General features: G+C 41.2%; 19 protein-coding genes and 1 tRNA gene. 11 read left to right on the top strand and 9 right to left on the bottom strand.

All coding sequences use genetic code 11. The annotated features are described in order from the left end of the window. Positions 1-70 precede the first annotated feature (70 nt). The gene (locus FTT91_RS06520) at positions 71-802 is read left to right on the top strand and encodes a hypothetical protein (protein ID WP_096900995.1); all 732 of its coding nucleotides are present in this window, start codon (positions 71-73) and stop codon (positions 800-802) included. Between the two features lie 70 nt (positions 803-872). Here FTT91_RS06520 and FTT91_RS06515 read toward each other — a convergent pair whose 3' ends face one another. Continuing rightward, positions 873-2,645: an alkaline phosphatase gene (locus FTT91_RS06515; RefSeq protein ID WP_154320964.1), complete on the bottom strand. Its 1,773-nt coding sequence runs from the start codon at positions 2,643-2,645 to the stop codon at positions 873-875. A gap of 209 nt (positions 2,646-2,854) precedes the next feature. Here FTT91_RS06515 and FTT91_RS06510 point away from each other — a divergent pair. Together FTT91_RS06510 and FTT91_RS06505 are read left to right on the top strand one after the other, a co-directional pair. After that, positions 2,855-2,940: transfer RNA gene (locus tag FTT91_RS06510), tRNA-Leu, on the top strand. 119 nt (positions 2,941-3,059) lie between these two features. Continuing rightward, a complete protein-coding gene (locus FTT91_RS06505; RefSeq protein ID WP_167845853.1) occupies positions 3,060-3,485 on the top strand; it encodes a hypothetical protein in 426 nt (141 codons plus the stop codon). 25 nt (positions 3,486-3,510) lie between these two features. Here FTT91_RS06505 and FTT91_RS06500 read toward each other — a convergent pair whose 3' ends face one another. The 4 genes from FTT91_RS06500 to rlmE form a co-directional block, all read right to left on the bottom strand. Beyond that, entirely contained in the window at positions 3,511-3,825 is a 315-nt protein-coding gene (locus FTT91_RS06500) for a DUF5713 family protein (protein WP_131260668.1), read from the bottom strand. A 90-nt stretch (positions 3,826-3,915) separates the two neighbouring features. After that, positions 3,916-4,770 (bottom strand): dihydropteroate synthase, encoded by an 855-nt coding sequence (gene folP / locus FTT91_RS06495; RefSeq protein ID WP_004972153.1) that lies wholly within the window; start codon positions 4,768-4,770, stop codon positions 3,916-3,918. 174 nt (positions 4,771-4,944) lie between these two features. Then, the gene (ftsH, locus tag FTT91_RS06490) at positions 4,945-6,834 is read right to left on the bottom strand and encodes an ATP-dependent zinc metalloprotease FtsH (RefSeq protein WP_004972155.1); all 1,890 of its coding nucleotides are present in this window, start codon (positions 6,832-6,834) and stop codon (positions 4,945-4,947) included. 136 nt (positions 6,835-6,970) lie between these two features. Beyond that, positions 6,971-7,621: a 23S rRNA (uridine(2552)-2'-O)-methyltransferase RlmE gene (rlmE, locus tag FTT91_RS06485; protein ID WP_004972157.1), complete on the bottom strand. Its 651-nt coding sequence runs from the start codon at positions 7,619-7,621 to the stop codon at positions 6,971-6,973. A 297-nt stretch (positions 7,622-7,918) separates the two neighbouring features. Between rlmE and yhbY the strand changes: the two genes are divergently transcribed. Continuing rightward, the gene (yhbY, locus tag FTT91_RS06480) at positions 7,919-8,242 is read left to right on the top strand and encodes a ribosome assembly RNA-binding protein YhbY (RefSeq protein ID WP_004972158.1); all 324 of its coding nucleotides are present in this window, start codon (positions 7,919-7,921) and stop codon (positions 8,240-8,242) included. Positions 8,243-8,248: 6 nt separating this feature from the next. Beyond that, positions 8,249-8,788 carry a DOMON-like domain-containing protein gene (locus FTT91_RS06475; RefSeq protein WP_019836762.1) on the top strand — a complete coding sequence of 180 codons (540 nt, stop codon included), beginning with the start codon at positions 8,249-8,251 and terminating at the stop codon, positions 8,786-8,788. Between the two features lie 125 nt (positions 8,789-8,913). On the opposite strand, the gene FTT91_RS06470 is transcribed toward FTT91_RS06475, so the two are convergent. Continuing rightward, positions 8,914-9,396 carry a hypothetical protein gene (locus tag FTT91_RS06470; RefSeq protein ID WP_167845852.1) on the bottom strand — a complete coding sequence of 161 codons (483 nt, stop codon included), beginning with the start codon at positions 9,394-9,396 and terminating at the stop codon, positions 8,914-8,916. Between the two features lie 323 nt (positions 9,397-9,719). On the opposite strand from FTT91_RS06470, the gene carA reads away from it, so the two are divergent. The 6 genes from carA to FTT91_RS06440 all read left to right on the top strand — a co-directional run bounded on the left by carA (position 9,720) and on the right by FTT91_RS06440 (position 16,394). Then, entirely contained in the window at positions 9,720-10,859 is a 1,140-nt protein-coding gene (gene carA, locus FTT91_RS06465) for a glutamine-hydrolyzing carbamoyl-phosphate synthase small subunit (protein ID WP_154320968.1), read from the top strand. Between the two features lie 15 nt (positions 10,860-10,874). Beyond that, positions 10,875-14,105 carry a carbamoyl-phosphate synthase large subunit gene (gene carB / locus FTT91_RS06460; RefSeq protein ID WP_180169164.1) on the top strand — a complete coding sequence of 1,077 codons (3,231 nt, stop codon included), beginning with the start codon at positions 10,875-10,877 and terminating at the stop codon, positions 14,103-14,105. A gap of 82 nt (positions 14,106-14,187) precedes the next feature. Then, positions 14,188-14,664: a transcription elongation factor GreA gene (gene greA, locus FTT91_RS06455; RefSeq protein ID WP_180169163.1), complete on the top strand. Its 477-nt coding sequence runs from the start codon at positions 14,188-14,190 to the stop codon at positions 14,662-14,664. 113 nt (positions 14,665-14,777) lie between these two features. Beyond that, positions 14,778-14,990 carry a hypothetical protein gene (locus FTT91_RS06450; protein ID WP_004972171.1) on the top strand — a complete coding sequence of 71 codons (213 nt, stop codon included), beginning with the start codon at positions 14,778-14,780 and terminating at the stop codon, positions 14,988-14,990. 135 nt (positions 14,991-15,125) lie between these two features. Next, positions 15,126-15,764 carry a CatB-related O-acetyltransferase gene (locus FTT91_RS06445; RefSeq protein WP_096901002.1) on the top strand — a complete coding sequence of 213 codons (639 nt, stop codon included), beginning with the start codon at positions 15,126-15,128 and terminating at the stop codon, positions 15,762-15,764. A gap of 189 nt (positions 15,765-15,953) precedes the next feature. Beyond that, positions 15,954-16,394 (top strand): universal stress protein, encoded by a 441-nt coding sequence (locus tag FTT91_RS06440; RefSeq protein ID WP_168418853.1) that lies wholly within the window; start codon positions 15,954-15,956, stop codon positions 16,392-16,394. Between the two features lie 181 nt (positions 16,395-16,575). Here FTT91_RS06440 and FTT91_RS06435 read toward each other — a convergent pair whose 3' ends face one another. From FTT91_RS06435 to FTT91_RS06425, 3 genes are all read right to left on the bottom strand, one after another. After that, positions 16,576-16,914 (bottom strand): MGMT family protein, encoded by a 339-nt coding sequence (locus FTT91_RS06435; protein WP_180169162.1) that lies wholly within the window; start codon positions 16,912-16,914, stop codon positions 16,576-16,578. 86 nt (positions 16,915-17,000) lie between these two features. Further along, positions 17,001-17,906, bottom strand: coding sequence for a neutral zinc metallopeptidase (locus FTT91_RS06430; protein ID WP_179994690.1), 906 nt, complete (start codon positions 17,904-17,906; stop codon positions 17,001-17,003). 34 nt (positions 17,907-17,940) lie between these two features. Then, complete coding sequence (locus FTT91_RS06425; protein ID WP_004972181.1) at positions 17,941-18,867, bottom strand: DUF808 domain-containing protein; 927 nt, start codon at positions 18,865-18,867, stop codon at positions 17,941-17,943. Positions 18,868-18,926: the final 59 nt, after the last annotated feature.

The following is an 18,926-nucleotide window of genomic DNA, read 5'->3' as shown; positions in this document are numbered from 1 at the left end:
CATTAAGCTGGTTTTTTTATGCCTAAATTTTAGGTTTTCCCCTCTTTATTCAATATTCAATGATGCCTCTATGAACCCTAAACAAGCGCTTCTTGATTTGCAGCAATTGCAACAACAATACCCTGCTGCATTTAAAAGAAATATTTTGTTTTATGGTTTTATTCAAAGCAAAGGCATGCTGGATGATTGGAAAGAAATGATTCCATGGGTCTTGGCCTGCCTGATTTTTATTCCTATTTCAATCAGTCTGGCGCACGGGATTCAAAACTTTGCACCGCAGTACGATGCCTTTCAAGCCAAGGCATTGGCGATTTTAGCCATCATGTTAGGTTTTATGCTGCTTCTACCTTATGTGTTGTATCAAATTAAACACAGTTCGGCATCGTGGTATCAACTACAGCAACATGCCACCATAAAAATAGCAGTATTGATTCTGCTACAAGCGGTAAATTTCGCCTATTTTCAGAGTGCAATTCTGCAAGGGATTTTATTCTTTTTCTGCATCAGTTTTGGTTTTGTACGTTTCTATAAAGAGAATATGTTCCGTGACCACATAAGCCTTGAACAAAAATATTGCTTAACGCAATTTCGCCGTGCTGCTTACTGGTCATATCGTCAAGCTGCTAAAATTCAATATCGGATGTATTTTTCCAATAAAAATAGCCCTCGTTTTGCCCAATTGAATCAGCAATATCAACATGCAATTCAGTTACATCAACAACTGATGCAGGTTGAACACAATTTATGTAAAAGCATTAAATACATAGATTTAGATAGTTATATTCAAGATAAACTCGATTAAAAACCTCCGCTTAATCATCAAAAAAAACCGAGCAACTTAGACTCGGTTTTCTGTAAATATCACACCAATTTTAAGCAGTTTTAGCGACATCAATGATTGGTTTTAAGTCTACACCATACTTCTGTTGATGACCACGCGTATCATCGAGTTTGTATTCACGTGCCTTAACCGTATCTATAAACTTCCAATCTGCAACCACTTGCGCACGATCAAAAGTCACCGTTAAATAACCACGTTGATTTAAGTTGCAATAATCCAGTTCATCAATCAGTTCTTGAAAGGCATATTCCAACGCTGCCATTTCGTCTGCAGGCACATTTAAGTAATACTCAATTCCGGGCGATGATACCGAGCTGGTCGCGAATTCCAACCCAACCTCATGATTTGTTTCATGTGTATGCAAGGTTGCAGCCCAAGCATTGTGAGTATCACCTGCCAACACCACTGCTTTTTTCCCAAGTTGCTGCAATGTCCCATACACAACTTCTCGCTCGTAGGCATAACCATCCCAAGCATCGAGGTTATAAGGTGCAACCGCATACAAACGTGCCTTATCTACTGCTGTCAAAGTTGGATCATTCGCTTTTAAACGCAATTTCAGCGTGACCAATTCTGTAATTTTCTGCTTCATTTGTGCAAGTGTTTCAGGTTGCTGATCACCATTGGTGATTTTCGCTAAAGGCAATAACAGTTCTTGTGGAATCAGCATTTTCGCCATCAACACTTGTTGAGCCAAAACATTCCAAGTAGCCTTAGACTGCCCCAACTGCTTTTGCAACCATTCTCGTTGAACTCCACCCATCAATGTGCGTTGATCACTAAATAAATCTGCCTGAAATTTAGCAGCATCAATACCTTCTGCCGTCATATAGTTAGCATAATCTAATTGCTTATGACGCGCCAAAATACGCGTATCCAGCATCATCAAATTCACCAAACCACCAAAATCAAACTGGCGATAAATATTCAAATGATCATTTTCTGCAACTGGACGAATTGGCATCCACTCGAAATACGCCTGTAATGCCGCAATTTTACGTTCTATAAAGCTGCCTTCACCTTCTTGATGATTATCTGCACCCGCTTCCCAAGTATCATTACTGAGTTCATGGTCATCCCAAATGACAATAAATGGATGGCGTTGGTGAGCAGTCTGCAAATCAGCATCGGTACGATATAAAGCATAACGTTTACGATAATCATCTAACTTGATAATTTCTTTATCATTGTCTGCAGCAAAGGTACGTCCTAACTGTTTTGCATCGTCAGTCGCGTAGCCACCTTGTCCATATTCATAAATATAATCACCCAAGTGAATAATCACATCCAGATTGTTTTCCTGTGCCATTTCTTTATACACATGAAAATAACCTGCGGGATAGTTCGAGCAAGAACAGACCGCAAATTTCACTTGATCGCTGCGTTGTGGCAAGGTTTTGGTCTGTCCTATAGCAGAAACCGTATTACCAAAGCGGAAACGGTAATAATATTTAGTCCCTGCCTGTAAACGATCTGCGTCCACTTTAACAGTAAAATCTTGCGCTGCGCTGGTTTGTACTTTGCCAGTATTTACCAATTGCTTAAACGCCTCATCGCTGGCAATTTCCCAAACCACTTCAATGCATGCTGCCATGTCACTTGGCGTTACACGTGTCCATAAAATGATACGATCATGCAGCGGATCACCACTGGCGACACCATGCAAAAACTGCACCTTTAATGCATTTTCTGCTGTATTTTCATTGTCATCACCACATGCAGTTAATGCGACTGGCAATGACAACGCCCCAAAACCAGCCAAACTTTTTTGAATCAGCTCTCGGCGAGTTAAGCGAATGTTCATGAATATTCCTTTTATTTTTCTTGAGCGCTCAACATAGAAATTTATGATTTCGCTTTGATCTCAAATTCATGAAATATTGATGACAAACAGCAGAAATATACTGCAAACCGAACTTTTTTCAAGCTAATAAGTTGAATTGATTGAAAAGAAAGCAATTGTAAATAAATTTACTTGCCAAGATTTATTTCGTCCTCTATTATTGCGCACATGCCCGAGTGGTGAAATCGGTAGACACAGGGGATTTAAAATCCCCCGCCCTCAAAGCGTGCCAGTTCGAGTCTGGCCTCGGGCACCATTTTAATGAATCAAATCATTCAAATGGTGCAAATAAAGAACTCCAGCATTAAGCTGGTTTTTTTATGCCTAAAAAATATAATATTGAAAACGATAACACTTATGTGCCGATGATTTGAAATGTCTCTACAACGCTTTATCTTCTCTTTCAAATGGGTGATCTGTTTATGCTGCTTGCTCAGTTTTGCAAGCCATGCACAAAATCCCAGCCTTGAGTCAGCAACCGAATCCGTAAACCCAATTGAAACTGATGCAGAATTTTATGATGTTTTTGCAGGAACATTGCAATATAAAAATCAAGAATTACAATTACGTCGTTGCAGCTTAGGCAACAATTTATATTTATTAAATTTCCAAAATCCTGAAGAAGAAAAGCAACTCAAAACTTTGCTGCAACAAAATACAAAGTTTTGGGTCAATTTAATTGCACAGCCGAATGAACATAATGGGCTATATACGTTGAATGTTCGGGAAATTGCAGAACTACATACACAGCAAAGTTGCCATTTGGATGATGTTTTAGATGATTTATTGAATCACCCATAAATTAAAGCTGAAAGAGAGTGACCTATCACCACTCTCTCGTTGCAATCAACTCTTCCATTTCAATCTCGAAATAGCCTTGATCTTGCAGCACCATCATCATCGCCTCAGCAATATAATCTGCTGCGGTATCGTCCAAATCTGAATCCAGATCTTCAAATTGTGGTTTCATTTTATTAATGGCTTGCACGGTCTGATCTGCAAAATGATAAATATCGGTTTCAGATAAATTGGATTTAGACACGTGTTTTGCAAACTGTTGAATCAGTTGTTTTAACTCAGCAACTAAAATATCAGGATAAAACTCATCATCAAACATCGGGAGAAGTAAATCTGCAAACATACAAGCACTCAAAAATACAGAGATTCAAGCGTGCCTATATAGCATAAGCAAGGCTTTAATTCTAGCTTCGCCCCAATTTGCATACTGCGATTAATTTGCCAACTGCATTGCTTGCCAGACTTTAATGGCGTCAGACATGGCTTTCACATCATGCGCACGCACCATACAAGCACCTTGCTGAATACTGAGTAAATGTGCCGCTACAGAACCAACTGCACGCTGTGTTGGCTCTGCCCCACCCAAAGCTTCACCAATAAAGCGTTTACGGGACAATGCCGATAAAATTGGATACCCCATACCATTAAGTTGATGCAACTCATTTAACAATTTCAGATTCTGTTGTGCATTTTTCGCAAAACCAAAACCTGGATCAATCATGATATTTTCAGGCTTGACCCCTACCGCCAAAGCATCAGCGACACGTTGCTGCAATTCTGCAATCACATCTGCAGTGACATCATCATATTGATCTAAATTGTTCATGGTAGTCGGTTCACCACGCATGTGCATAATAATCACGGGAATATTTAACTCAGCGGCTGTGTGCAACGCATTGGGGCGGGTCAGCGCACGTACATCATTCCAGATATGCGCCCCTGCAGCTACGGCAGCACGAATCACTTCGGGCTGTGACGTATCAATCGAAAGTACCACATCATAAGCAGATAAGGCTTCTACCACAGGAACCACACGACGAATTTCTTCTTCTACACTCACAGGACTAGCTCCTGGACGTGTTGATTCGCCGCCAATATCAATCACGGTTGCACCTTCTGCCATCATTTCCAAAGCACGCGCCACAGCAGCATCTTTTTCATTATGTCGCCCACCATCACTAAACGAGTCTGGTGTCACATTTAGAATTCCCATCACATGCGGCTGAGATAAATCTAAACGCAAACGTCCACATTGCAATACGCGCTTGGGTAATGGCATCAGCTGCATGCTGGTCTTCCTTTCAATTTGAAAAGCTTATTTTAACAAGGGTAATTTTGAAGATGTTGAATTCTTTTCAGTGCGCTTCAACATTACCAATATTCCTGTTGCAACGGCGCATAAACCACACGAATAAAAAAAGAGCCTTTATACAAAGACTCTTTTTAACATTATGTGAACTGATTAGCTCGCTGGTAATGGTGGCGGTGTGCTTGGACCATCAGTTGGTGTTACATCAATCACAGGATTGTCTGCAATATACACTTTCGGTGGCTGTGGCTCACGACCTTCCATAATGTCGCGGATTTGGTCACGATCAATGGTTTCCCATTCCAACAATGCTTTTACCATTGCGTGGGCAATATCTTGGTTATTTTCCAAAATATCGCGGGCAACTTTATATTGCTCATCAATAATACGACGAACTTCAGCATCCACTTGTTGTTGGGTTGCTTCAGAAATCGTACGGCTGCCTAAACTACCCATGAATGATTGTTGTGTATCATCTTCATAGACCATTACGCCTAACTTGTCAGACATACCGTATTTGGTCACCATCGCACGCGCCAATTTGGTTGCACGCTCAAAGTCATTCGATGCACCTGTTGACATTTGATTAATAAAGACTTCTTCTGCAATACGACCACCAAACAAGATAGACAAATCATTTAGCATTTTGTCTTTATAATGGCTAGTTTGGTCATGTTCAGGCAATTGCCATGTCACACCCAATGCCCAACCACGCGGCATAATCGTCACTTTATGCACAGGGTCTGTACCCGGCAGCATTTCAGCAACAATCGCATGACCTGCTTCATGATAAGCCGTTGCACGACGTTCTTCTTCACGCAGTACCATCGACTTACGTTCAGGGCCCATATACAACTTGTCTTTAGCATCTTCAAAGTCGTGCATATCCACCGTATTTTTATTACGACGGGCAGCAAACAATGCAGCTTCATTCACAAGGTTTGCCAACTGCGCACCAGAGAAGCCTGGTGTACCACGTGCCAAGACTTTGACATCTACACCTGTAACTGAAGGCAGTTTTTTCAAGTGAACATTCAGAATTTGCTCACGACCTTTAATGTCTGGCAAGCCAACCATTACTTGACGGTCAAAACGACCTGGACGCAATAAAGCTTTATCCAGTACATCGGCACGGTTTGTCGCAGCGATAACAATAATGCCTTCATTGCCTTCAAAACCATCCATTTCAACAAGCATTTGGTTAAGTGTTTGCTCACGTTCATCGTGACCACCACCTGTACCTGAACCACGGTGACGACCTACCGCATCAATCTCATCAATAAAGATGATACATGGTGCATGGCGTTTAGCTTGCTCAAACATATCACGAACACGAGAAGCACCTACACCCACGAACATTTCAACGAAGTCAGAACCAGAAATGCTGAAGAATGGAACTTTGGCTTCGCCTGCAATGGCTTTCGCCAATAAGGTTTTACCTGTACCCGGTGGACCTACCATCAACACACCTTTAGGAATAGTTGCACCTAAACGCTTGAATTTAGCAGGGTCTTTTAAGAAATCTACAATTTCAACCACTTCTTGTTTTGCTTCGTCACAGCCTGCTACATCGGCAAATGTGACTTTAATTTGGTCTTCAGACAACATTTTGGCTTTAGATTTACCAAAGCTCATCGGGCCGTTTTTACCACCTGCACCGCCACCCATGTTGCGCATAAAGAACATGAATAACAAAATGATTAAAAGTACAGGGAAACTTGCGATCAATAGTTGCATTAACAAACCTTGACGTTGAGGTGCAGTACCTTCAACAACAACGTTGTTTTTAATCAGATTCGGCATCAGTTCAGGGTCTTGAACTGCTGGACGAATGCTTTCAAAGGACGAGCCGTTGACTTTTTCGCCACTAATTCTTTCGCCATCAATTGTGACTTGCTTAATTTGACCAGCATTCACCGCTGTAACGAACTCTGAATAGTTCATTGCAGTTGGCTTTTCACTGTTATTGATGTTGCTGAAAATTAGAATCAGCACACCAAGTATAATCAGCCACAATACGGCATTCTTGAAGAGATCGCTCAAAGCTTTATTCCCATATCAATCTAATTTGATCATGCCCGTTACTGGGTGACCTTTCATTCAAAAAGCTGAAGATCAGCTAGACAATTCATTAAAAACGTACAAAATGCACAATTTTTAACGGCTTGGCAAGTAAACTTTATTTAGACGCTTTTTTACGTCCTTGTCCAATAAGGAATACTTCTTTGGAACGCGCGCGTGAAGCAGCGGGTTTTGCTGTCTTTAACACATCAAAACTGTCCACGACCTGTTTACGAAATTCGTCAAATCCCGAACCTTGGAACACTTTGACCACAAACTGACCATTAGGTCCCAATACGCGATTGGCAAAATCGAGAGCCAACTCACATAAGTAAATTTGACGCGGTTGATCTACAGCTTTATTACCTGATGTATTGGGGGCCATATCGGAAATTACAACGTCTACCGTGCGTCCGTTTAAAATATTTAACAATTTTTCGAAAACTTCTTCTTCGCGGAAGTCACCTTGTAAGAAGGTCACATCTGGTAGTGCGTCCATTTCCAAAATATCGGAAGCGATCACCAAACCTTTGTCGCCGACAAGTTTCCCTGCGATTTGCGACCAACTACCCGGTGCTGCACCTAAGTCCACCACCGTCATGCCCGGTTTGATCAGTTTATATTTTTCTTGAATCTCAAGTAGTTTGTATGCAGCACGTGCACGATACCCTTCTTTTTGCGCTCTTTTCACAAAGGGATCATCTAGGTGCTCTCTCATCCACGCACGACTACTTTTGGATAACTTTTGGTTGGTAATGCGTGTTGCCATAACTCTCTTAGTAACGAATAGCCATCTAAATTGCGATTGTACGTGAAAATTAGCAAGCTTGCAGTAGACATCTGTATCTAAATGCCAATAACTAACAAGTTTTTTCTATTAAATCCATCGCTTATTTCTGTACTGTGGCATAAAAAACCTCTCTCATCACTAATGGATAAACCTAAGCAAATGTTCAATTTTGATATTTTTGTACTGCTGCAAGATCGCGGATTATTTGCATAGAATTTACAGCGTTTCAAATTGGCTTTTGTTATACTAAGCCGTTTTTAAAATTAGGTTATCTTTATGGCGGCTCTCTCTATTCAGGAACGCAAGCGTTTACGTCAAATTGGTCATGCACTTAACCCTGTAGTGATGGTTGGCGGTCAAGGTTTGACTGAAAATGTAATTGAAGAAACCAACCGTGCTTTAAACGATCACGAATTGATTAAAGTTAAAATTGGTGGTGAAGACCGTGAAGTACGTGCAGCTGTAATTACTGAAATTGCTGCAGCAACAGGTTCTGAAGTGGTACAAACAATTGGTAAAATTGCTTTACTTTATAAAAAAGCAGCAAAACAAAATGCCAAGTTGTCAAATTTAGTTCGTCACGCTCATTTGTCTAACTAAGCTTATATGGCAAGTTACGAACTCAGCGCCTTTGATCGTCAGTTTCAAGCGATTTCTTTGGTCGGTGCAATTGAACAACAAAGTCCGTTTAGCTTAAATGTAGGTTATTGGCTGCGTGATCCGAATCAGTGGGTCGAATGGCCTGCATTGGTGGCTTCACATCCGCGTCAGGACTTTTTGTGGGAACAGACCTGCTTTGAAATTTTCATTGGCGTTCAGGGCGAAGATTTTTATCGTGAAATCAATCTCTCCCCTTCTCAAGCTTGGCAAGCCTATGCCTTTGAAGAATATCGTTATCCTGAGCAAATGCCACCTGTGGCCGCTTATGATATTGAGTTGAATCAGCTAAAACGTACGCATTACGGTTTAAATGTCAGTTTGGATTTAACCGAATTTATGCTGAAACATAAACTGAAATGGACAGATTTGTTTATTGGGCTCACAGCTGTATTAAAAACCAGTCAGGGCGAGCAGTTTTATGCCATGCAACACAGCAGCCCTGCCGCCGATTTTCACAATAAGCGCGATTGGCTACATCAGTTCTAACTGTGATTAATAATAGTTTAGATTGAAACAACTAGTTTTTGGTTTGAGCAAGAAATTTAAATAAAAAAGTGAGGCGCATGACCTCACTTTTTTTTATGGCTGAATCAGCAACAGATTAAACTGGATTATGCTTGATCAGTTTCATCATTAGTTTCAGTTTTTGATGGATTTACTTTTTTCCACGCTTCTAGTGTGTGCTCTTTAGAACGCTTAAAAGTTTCAGCCAATTGATCTTTGTGTTTTACTGAAATGCTGCTGACATCTTCTTTCAACTCTTTACCAAGTTTAGAAAGATCTTCAATAATTGCGCTAAATTCAGTTTTTACAAAGTCTTTTAATTCGCCTAAATCTTTAGGTGAACTACCAAATTGTGCTTTTAAAGCTTCAATTTTTTGCAACACATCTTGCTTTAACTGACCCAATTGCTCTTGCACGCTGGCATTGAGTTGTTTTGCTTCGGCTTGAAGTTTTTCTTGCGTTTCCGCAACTACATCAAGCACCTGCTCTTTGGCATCATGCGTTACTTTTTCAAGCCTTTCAGCGCCTTCACTTACTGCTTTGATTGCACTGTTTTGTGGTTCAGTGGCTGATTTATCTTGTTCAGTCATTCGCTTTTACCCAAGGTCGTTGTTGTTTATAAATTAAGCATAAGGCAATTTAGACTCAAATGGGTTTTGGATTGTCTAACAATCGTAGATTGCTTACATTTGGACTACACGCTAAAACATAAACCTAGCAAAAAAAGCAAGTCTTTTATCTTACATATTCGTTAGATTCACAATGGACTTTTGGCGAGTTCATGCGTATAATGCAATGTTAAGTTCAAGCGAGCAGACATAGGAGGGTAGGTTTAAATATTGACCTTCCTTTTTTTTCGTCTACTCGCTTTTTTACAGCCCTATTTTTGTGGTTTTAGTTCAGGAGCTTTGGTTTGAGCACCCCCGCCATTTTAGCCCTCGCCGACGGTACAATCTTTAAAGGTACGTCTATCGGTGCAACGGGAAGCACGACTGGTGAAGTCGTTTTTAACACTGCCATGACTGGCTATCAAGAAATTTTGACCGACCCGAGTTATGCACAACAACTTGTGACTTTAACTTACCCACATATTGGGAACACTGGTTGCAATGATGAAGATGTTGAGTCAGGTCGAATTCATAAAGTATGGGCAAACGGTTTAATTATCCGTGATTTGCCTTTATTACACAGTAACTTCCGTTCTACTCAATCTTTAGGCGAATACTTACAACAACACAATGTTGTTGCAATTGCCGATATTGATACCCGTAAATTGACCCGTATTTTACGTTCCAAAGGTGCGCAAAACGGTTGTATTCTTGCTGGTGAAAATATCACTGAAGAAGAAGCAATTGCAAAAGCACGTGCATTTGGCGGCTTAAACGGCTTAGATCTTGCAAAAGTATGCTGCGACCCTGAAGGTTTTGAATGGACTGAAGGTTCATGGGAACTTGGCAAAGGCTTTACTCAACCTGAACTTAAATATCATGTGGTTGCATACGATTACGGTGTCAAAACCAACATCCTGCGTATGCTCGCAGACCGCGGTTGCAAATTAACCGTTGTTCCTGCACAAACCCCTGCTGAAAAAGTCCTTGCGTTAAACCCAGATGGCATTTTCTTGTCAAATGGCCCTGGCGATCCTGCTGCATGTGACTACGCAATTGAAGCTGTAAAAACAATTGTAGAAACCACGAATACTCCTGTATTTGGTATCTGTTTAGGTCACCAAATTCTTGCACTTGCATCAGGTGCAAAAACAATGAAAATGCCGCACGGTCACCACGGCGCAAACCATCCTGTACAGAACTTAGAAACTGGTACAGTGATGATTACTTCTCAGAACCACGGCTTCGCGGTAGATGAAAGCACCTTACCAAGCAATGTATGTTCAACGCATCGTTCATTGTTCGATGGCACAAACCAAGGTATTCATCGTACAGACAAGCCTGCATTTAGCTTCCAAGGTCACCCAGAAGCAAGTTCAGGTCCACATGACTGCGCACTCTTGTTCGATCATTTCATCGAACTTATTGAAGCCGCTAAGAAGTAATTAAGGAGCGAAATAATGCCTAAACGTACGGATATTAAAAGCATCTTAATTATTGGTGCTGGTCCTATTGTTATTGGTCAGGCTTGTGAGTTTGACTATTCTGGTGCTCAAGCATGTAAAGCGCTGCGTGAAGAAGGTTACCGCGTTATTTTGGTAAACTCGAACCCTGCGACCATCATGACTGACCCTGCAATGGCAGATGCAACTTATATCGAGCCAATCACTTGGCAGACTGTTGCAGCAATCATTGAAAAAGAACGTCCAGATGCAGTACTTCCGACCATGGGTGGTCAAACTGCATTGAACTGTGCGCTTGCATTAGATGCCAACGGTATTTTAGCCAAATACAATGTTGAATTAATTGGTGCAACCAAAGACGCGATTGAAAAAGCCGAAGACCGTAAATTGTTTGATGAAGCAATGCGCAAAATTGGTCTTGAGTGTCCAAAAGCAGCAATTGCTGAATCTATGGAAGAAGCACTTGAGATTCAATCTCGCTTTGGCTTCCCTGTGATTATTCGTCCATCATTCACCATGGGTGGTTCTGGTGGCGGTATCGCATATAACAAAGAAGAATTCCTTGAAATCTGTGAACGCGGTTTCGATCTTTCTCCAACCAAACAATTATTGATTGATGAATCACTTATTGGTTGGAAAGAATATGAGATGGAAGTTGTACGTGATAAAAACGACAACTGTATCATCGTATGTTCAATCGAAAACTTTGACCCAATGGGCGTGCACACTGGTGACTCAATCACCGTTGCTCCTGCGCAAACTTTGACGGACAAAGAATACCAATTGATGCGTAATGCATCTTTAGCGGTACTTCGTGAAATTGGTGTAGAAACAGGTGGTTCTAACGTTCAGTTCGGTATTTGCCCGAATACTGGTCGTATGGTTGTAATTGAGATGAACCCACGTGTATCACGTTCATCTGCGCTTGCATCTAAAGCAACAGGTTTCCCAATTGCAAAAGTTGCTGCAAAACTTGCTATTGGTTACACCCTAGATGAACTTAAAAATGACATCACAGGCGGTACAACCCCTGCGTCATTTGAACCATCAATTGACTACGTTGTAACTAAAGTTCCACGTTTCAACTTTGAAAAATTCCCACAAGCAGATGCGACTTTAACCACACAGATGAAATCTGTAGGTGAAGTGATGGCAATTGGCCGTAACTTCCAAGAGTCGATCAACAAAGCGCTTCGTGGTTTGGAAACTGGTTCTTGCGGTTTTGACGAACAAATTGAAGTGGGTGCTGAAGGCGCACGTGACAAAATTTTGGTTGAACTCAAAGTTCCTGGCCCAGAGCGTATTTGGTACGTGGCAGACGCTTTCCGTCATGGCTTCTCTGTAGAAGACGTATTCCAAGCGACCAAAATTGACAAATGGTTCCTCGTTCAGATTGAAGACATTGTTAAAACTGAAGAACAAATCAAATCTTTAGGTTTTGGTGACTTAACTGCTGAAAATGTACGTTCATTTAAACGCAAAGGTTTATCTGACTTACGTATTGCCAACTTGATGGGCATTTCACAAAAGCAATTCCGTAAACAACGTTGGAACATGGGTGTATATCCAGTTTACAAACGTGTAGATACCTGTGCTGCAGAGTTTGAATCTGACACTGCTTACATGTATTCAACTTACGATGAAGAGTGTGAATCAAATCCATCTACCAAAGACAAAATCATGGTCATTGGTGGCGGTCCAAACCGTATTGGTCAAGGTATCGAATTCGATTACTGCTGTGTACACGCAGCCCTTGCTATGCGTGAAGATGGTTTTGAGACCATCATGGTGAACTGTAACCCTGAAACCGTATCTACCGATTACGACACTTCAGACCGTTTGTACTTTGAACCAATTACTTTGGAAGATGTACTTGAAATCGTACGTACAGAAAAGCCAAAAGGCATTATTGTGCAGTACGGTGGTCAAACTCCACTGAAATTGGCGCGCGCTTTAGAAGAAGCAGGTGCACCAATTATTGGTACATCACCAGATGCAATTGACCGTGCAGAAGACCGTGAACGTTTCCAACAAATGATTCAACGTCTGCAATTGCGTCAGCCGAACAACAGCATTGTAAAATCTGCTGAAGAAGGTATCACAGAAGCAGCTAAAGTAGGTTATCCGTTAGTTGTTCGTCCATCTTATGTATTGGGTGGCCGTGCAATGGAAATCGTGTATAACGAAGAAGAACTTAAACGCTACTTGCGTGATGCAGTTCAAGCCTCTAACGATGCGCCTGTATTGTTAGACCGCTTCTTGGATGATGCGATTGAAGTTGACGTAGACTGCGTATCTGACGGTAAAGATGTGGTGATTGGCGGTATTATGCAGCACATCGAACAAGCAGGTATTCACTCTGGTGACTCTGCATGTTCAATTCCACCTTATTCATTGTCAGATGAAGTACAGGACGAAATGCGTCGTCAAACTGTTGCAATGGCAAAAGAATTGGGCGTTATTGGCTTGATGAACGTACAGTTTGCCGTTAAAGGCAATGACGTTTATATCTTGGAAGTGAACCCACGTGCATCACGTACTGTTCCGTTCGTTTCTAAGTGTATTGGCGAATCATTGGCTAAAGTTGCAGCACGTTGTATGGCAGGTCAATCTTTAGAAGCACAAGGCTTTACTAAAGAAATTATTCCGCAACACTTCTCTGTGAAAGAAGCTGTGTTCCCATTCAACAAGTTCCCTGGTGTAGACCCTGTGCTTGGGCCTGAGATGAAATCTACAGGTGAAGTCATGGGCGTAGGTAAAACTTTTGGTGAAGCATTCTATAAAGCTGTGTTAGGCTCGAATGATCGCTTACCAGGAATCCCAACTGAAGGCGAAGTGAAACATGCATTCTTATCTGTACGTGAGTCAGATAAACCGCATGTGGCGCGTATTGCAAAACAATTGGCTGATTTTGGCTTCAAACTTGTTGCAACGGGTGGTACGCATAAAGTCATCACCGATGCAGGTATTGAGTGTGAACGTGTGAATAAAGTGACTGAAGGTCGCCCACACATTGTAGACCGCTTGAAAAATGGTGAGATTCACCTCATCATCAATACTTCTGAAGGCAAACAAGCTCAGCAGGATTCATTCTCAATCCGTCGTTCTGCATTGCAAGGTAAAGTGTATTACACCACGACCTTGAATGGCGCAGATGCTGTATGCCAAGCCTTAGCGATTAAATTACCAATGGATGTATATCGCCTGCAAGATCTTACTGTAGGTTAATACATTTCAATAAAGTCCCGTCACCTTTCGGGTGGCGGGCTTTTTTCATTTATAGACTTCAATATTTTTAAAGAGGGACAACATGCAACGTTATCCTATGACGCCTGAAGGTAAACACGCTTTAGAGCAAGAATTACAACAACTTAAATCGGTTGAACGTCCACGTATTACTGCAGCGATTGCAGAAGCGCGTGAACATGGCGATTTAAAAGAAAATGCTGAATACCATGCCGCACGTGAACAGCAAGGTTTCTGCGAAGGTCGTATCCAAGACATCGAAGGTAAATTAAGCGCTTGCCAAGTAATTGATGTTAAAGAATTGGAACAAAACGGACGTGTGGTTTTTGGTGTGACTGTGACCATTGAAAATCTAGACACCGAAGAGCAAAAAACCTACAAAATTGTAGGTGATGATGAAGCTGATTTTAAAATCAATAAAATTTCAGTGAATTCGCCTATTGCACGCGGTTTGTTGGGCAAAAATGAAGGCGATGAAGCCAAAATTGTCACTCCGCAAGGCGAAGTGGAATATGAAATTGTGAATGTAGAATATCTTTAAGTTTTAATAAAGATGACTACACGCGATGCCCCTCTTTGAGGGGTTTTTTATTGCCTATAAATCATACAGCCGAGCTTATAGATTATACTGCGATAAAAATAGAGGAAAATAAGATGGAAAATCGCATCATTCATGCATTTGTTTATGCGCTTTCTGGGGCTGTGTTAGGACTGATTTTAATTCCAGTCTGGGGACTCTTTATCAATACACAAACCAGTCCTGTCAGTATCGTATTGGCATCATCACTCTTTTTTGCTATTTGGGGATTCTTATTTCCAAACAGTGTTAAAAATGTTTTTATGTATTTGTGGAATTTTTTAAGATAGATACTTTAAGCTTTCAAATCACTAAAGTGTAGTGGTCAACTAATATTTTGAACATTCCCTCTCCTTCTAGGAAAGGGCTAGGGAGAGGTTCAAAATTTCAGATATAATCCCCTCATCTCTCCACACGAAAAAACCATGTCCGAAACGCTGATTAATTCCCCTGTTAAACACTGGTGCGAATTTGAGTTCATCTCCAAAACTGTGAAAAACCCCAACATCCACATCAAAGGCAATTACTCTTATTATTCAGCCTATTGGGATCAGGGTTTTGAACGTTGTGTGGTGCGTTATTTACATGACAAACCTGCAACAGCAGACAAGCCAATTGATCAATTACATATTGGCAATTTTGTCTGTTTTGGTGCGGAATGCGTGATTATGATGGGTGGCAATCAATTGCATCGCAGTGACTGGGTTTCGGCTTTTCCGTTTGATACTCGCAGTTTTGTTGCGGCAGGTGATACCACAATTGGCGATGGCTGCTGGATTGGCAGTCGCGCCATGATTATGCAAGGTGTTGAACTAGGCGAAGGTGCAATTGTGGCGACAGGTGCAGTGGTTACGCAAGATGTACCGCCTTACGCTATTGTGGCAGGTGTGCCTGCCAAAGTAATTAAATACCGCTTTAGTGAAACAGAGATTGCTCAACTTTTGGCGCTAAAACTGTATGATTTTGATGAAAAATATTTACTGAAAATCCGCGAACAATTGCAGAGTAATGATGTCAATCAACTGATCGATTTTTTGACAAACACGCAAACAAAAAATGACTAAAACTTTAGTTGAATTGAAAGCACAGCTTCATAATTTCATGCTAAATTAAGGTGAAATAAGGACTTACAGCACTCAATTATCTTTATGAAATTACTGGGTTTTATTCTATATGAATTCAGCGTAAGATAAGACAGGACTCAGAGCGAATATTTTATTAAAGTATTGAAATTACAATAAGGAGAAACACTCATGGCTTACCAAAACATCCTCGTACCAGTGGACGGTTCTGAAACTTCTTTTGCCGCTGTTGCAAAAGCTGCTGAACTTGCAAAAGCATTTGGTAGTAAAATTACTGTGGTTCAAGTACTTACTCTTGACCCATACATTGCTGCAGAATACATCACAGCAAACCAAACCAATGACTTAATTGAACGTGCGCGTGCTTCTATCGTAAAAACCTTAGAAGAAGCGAAACAAAAATTCACTGAGCAAGGTGTTGAAGCTGAAACTAAATTACTTGAAGGTCAAGTCATTGCACGTGAAATCAGCAATGCTGCGAAAGAGTTAAATGCTGACCTGATCGTGATCGGTTCTCATGGTCGTACTGGCTTGAAAAAATTATTCTTAGGTAGCGTTGCTCAAAGCATTTTAAGCGAAGGCACAACACCTGTACTTGTGGTACGCCAATAAGTTTTTTGTTCCTCATTTCTTCGGAAATGGGGAACTTTTCGCTTTTTCTTTCTTTTTCACATCTTCATGCACTTAAAACTATACTGTTTTTCATTTCAACAATTTCTTAAACCACTTTGCTTACAACATAATATTTAGTCTGCTTAAGCTTTGCTTTCTTCCCTCTTGTTTTTTCAACGACTCAAGGTCGCCATTGGTATTGTTTTAAATTTACTTTACCTTCAAGCACAACTATGTTTTCAGCCATTAACTTTAATGCCTGCTCATTCTCTCCCTGAGTATTCAACTTACTTAGGCTAATTTTGCCTTGTGCATTAATCACCCTATGCCACGGTACTTGATGATCTGCCGACAAATGCTTTAAGACATAACCCACTAATCGCGCATGTTTGGGTAAACCCGCCAATGCCGCCACTTGTCCATAAGTTGCTACATGCCCTTTAGGAATTAGACACACCACGGCTAAAATCTGTTGTGCTAATTCATCGCTGGGTTTTGTAATAGGTATATTTGACTTCATAAACAGCCTGATTTCCTGCAATTGTTAAAAAGAAAAAGGAGTGAATCAATCACTCCTTTTATCATAATCATACAAGTTTAAGTCACTCAAATTGCAGCATTAAAGGTATCACAATCGTTAATCAAACCTGACTTTAAGCCTGTTTGGAACCATTGTACACGCTGCGCACTAGTACCATGCGTGAAGCTGTCTGGTACGACTTGTCCACGTGCACGTTTTTGCAAGTAATCATCCCCAATTTTATGTGCAGCGTCCATCGCTTCTTCAATATCGCCCTGCTCTAAGAATTGAGTACGTTGATGGTTATGATGCGCCCACACACCCGATAAACAGTCTGCCTGTAATTCTTGACGAACTGAAAGCTGGTTGCCCTGCACGTCACTGACTTGCTGACGTGCTTTATGCACTTGTTCAGAAATGCCTAAAATGGTTTGAATATGATGTCCAACTTCATGCGCCACCACATAGGCTTGAGCAAAATCGCCCGCCTGATCATTTCGGCTTAATTCAGTCTGATTTTGTTCACCACCAATGCCCATTTGCTGACGCATGGCTTGGAAGAATGAAGTATCAATATATACTTTTTGATCGGCAGGACAATAAAATGGCCCCATTGCCGATTGTGCCGTACCACAGCCAGAATTGACCACACCTGTAAATAACACCAGTTTAGGTGGTATATATTGGCTATTTAACTGCTGCTGAAACACTTGTGACCACGTATCTTCTGTATCGGCCAAAACAGTGCCCACAAACTCCATCGCCTCTTGTTGTTCAGGAGTTGGATTATCTAAACCTTTAGTTTCGGCACTTTGCGCATGTGAGGTGACTTGCTTGGTCGCTTGATAAGCCGATTGCGGATCGATGCCAAAGAACTTCCATGCAACAAAGGCCACCACTAAGCCCAAAATACTGATACCGCCCGCTTTTGCTCCACCGCCACCACGGCGGTCTTCTACATTCGTGCTAACTCGACGACCTTTCCAACGCATTATTCTTATCCTTCTCTTAAACTCTGATAATAGATTAAGCCGATTTAGACTTTGACCACACTTTTTGAACAAGTGCGACCACAATCACCACCAAGATGCCTGCCAAAATACCCACGACAAGGTTCATCAACATTGGCGTGACTGAACCTACAATACTGCCCATCGTTGGGATGTCTTGTACATACTCTACCGTATCTTCTGTGAAATGGTGCACAAAAGGAATAGCATGATTGATAATTCCTCCACCAACCAAGAACATCGCTGCAGTACCCACCACAGATAAAGTCTTCATTAAAATTGGAGCAAATGCCAGTAAACCACTCCCAATACGTTGTTTAAAATTGGCAGCTTGTTCTGTGAGGTATAAACCAATGTCATCAATTTTGACAATTAACGCAACGAACCCATAGACACCCACCGTCATGGCAATCGCAATTAAACTTAATACTGTCACTTTGGTTAGAAAGCCTGCCGCAGCTACAGTCCCCAAAGAAATCACCACAATTTCCGCCGATAAAATAAAGTCAGTACGCACAGCACCTTTAATTTTTTCGGTTTCATAAGCCGCAAGGTCTTGCTCAGTTTGAATTAGCTCAAGTTGCGCTTCTTTAGCCGTTTGGGCTTTTTTGTGTTGTAAGGTGTGCATGATTTTTTCCACACCTTCATAACTTAAAAATAGACCACCAACCACCAATAAAGGATTGATTAACCACGGCGCAACGACACTAATTAATAACGCGAGCGGTACTAAAATTAGCTTATTGATGAATGAACCTTTAGCCACACGCCATACCACAGGCAACTCACGCTCTGCACGTACACCACTGACTTGCTGCGCATTCAACGCCAAATCATCGCCCAAAACCCCTGCGGTTTTTTTTGCAGCCATTTTGCTCATAACTGCCACATCATCTAAAACTGTTGCAATGTCATCTAATAAAAGTAATAAGCTGCTCGCCATTGCGTTGTTATCCTTATATGATTTTCAAGTTATTTTAAAACTGAATTTATATAGGGTCT

The sequence above is a fragment of the Acinetobacter sp. YH12021 genome, from assembly GCF_013420145.1.
In the GTDB taxonomy this organism is placed as follows: Bacteria; Pseudomonadota; Gammaproteobacteria; order Pseudomonadales; family Moraxellaceae; genus Acinetobacter; species Acinetobacter towneri.
Note: the sequence above shows the minus strand (reverse complement) of the source record. Positions and strands in the feature narration are given on the sequence as shown.

Excerpts from the sequence above, each read along its gene's own strand:
- folP (WP_004972153.1), bottom strand. The coding sequence starts at position 4,770 with ATGCAGCTGATGCCATTACCCAAGCGCGTATTGCAATGTGGACGTTTG.
- FTT91_RS06440 (WP_168418853.1), top strand. The coding sequence starts at position 15,954 with ATGGCTTACCAAAACATCCTCGTACCAGTGGACGGTTCTGAAACTTCT.
- FTT91_RS06520 (WP_096900995.1), top strand. The coding sequence starts at position 71 with ATGAACCCTAAACAAGCGCTTCTTGATTTGCAGCAATTGCAACAACAA.
- FTT91_RS06505 (WP_167845853.1), top strand. The coding sequence starts at position 3,060 with ATGTCTCTACAACGCTTTATCTTCTCTTTCAAATGGGTGATCTGTTTA.
- FTT91_RS06435 (WP_180169162.1), bottom strand. The coding sequence starts at position 16,914 with ATGAAGTCAAATATACCTATTACAAAACCCAGCGATGAATTAGCACAA.
- carB (WP_180169164.1), top strand. The coding sequence starts at position 10,875 with ATGCCTAAACGTACGGATATTAAAAGCATCTTAATTATTGGTGCTGGT.
- FTT91_RS06500 (WP_131260668.1), bottom strand. The coding sequence starts at position 3,825 with ATGTTTGCAGATTTACTTCTCCCGATGTTTGATGATGAGTTTTATCCT.
- FTT91_RS06475 (WP_019836762.1), top strand. The coding sequence starts at position 8,249 with ATGGCAAGTTACGAACTCAGCGCCTTTGATCGTCAGTTTCAAGCGATT.
- yhbY (WP_004972158.1), top strand. The coding sequence starts at position 7,919 with ATGGCGGCTCTCTCTATTCAGGAACGCAAGCGTTTACGTCAAATTGGT.
- greA (WP_180169163.1), top strand. The coding sequence starts at position 14,188 with ATGCAACGTTATCCTATGACGCCTGAAGGTAAACACGCTTTAGAGCAA.
- FTT91_RS06445 (WP_096901002.1), top strand. The coding sequence starts at position 15,126 with ATGTCCGAAACGCTGATTAATTCCCCTGTTAAACACTGGTGCGAATTT.
- FTT91_RS06425 (WP_004972181.1), bottom strand. The coding sequence starts at position 18,867 with ATGGCGAGCAGCTTATTACTTTTATTAGATGACATTGCAACAGTTTTA.
- rlmE (WP_004972157.1), bottom strand. The coding sequence starts at position 7,621 with ATGGCAACACGCATTACCAACCAAAAGTTATCCAAAAGTAGTCGTGCG.
- FTT91_RS06515 (WP_154320964.1), bottom strand. The coding sequence starts at position 2,645 with ATGAACATTCGCTTAACTCGCCGAGAGCTGATTCAAAAAAGTTTGGCT.
- FTT91_RS06470 (WP_167845852.1), bottom strand. The coding sequence starts at position 9,396 with ATGACTGAACAAGATAAATCAGCCACTGAACCACAAAACAGTGCAATC.
- FTT91_RS06450 (WP_004972171.1), top strand. The coding sequence starts at position 14,778 with ATGGAAAATCGCATCATTCATGCATTTGTTTATGCGCTTTCTGGGGCT.
- FTT91_RS06430 (WP_179994690.1), bottom strand. The coding sequence starts at position 17,906 with ATGCGTTGGAAAGGTCGTCGAGTTAGCACGAATGTAGAAGACCGCCGT.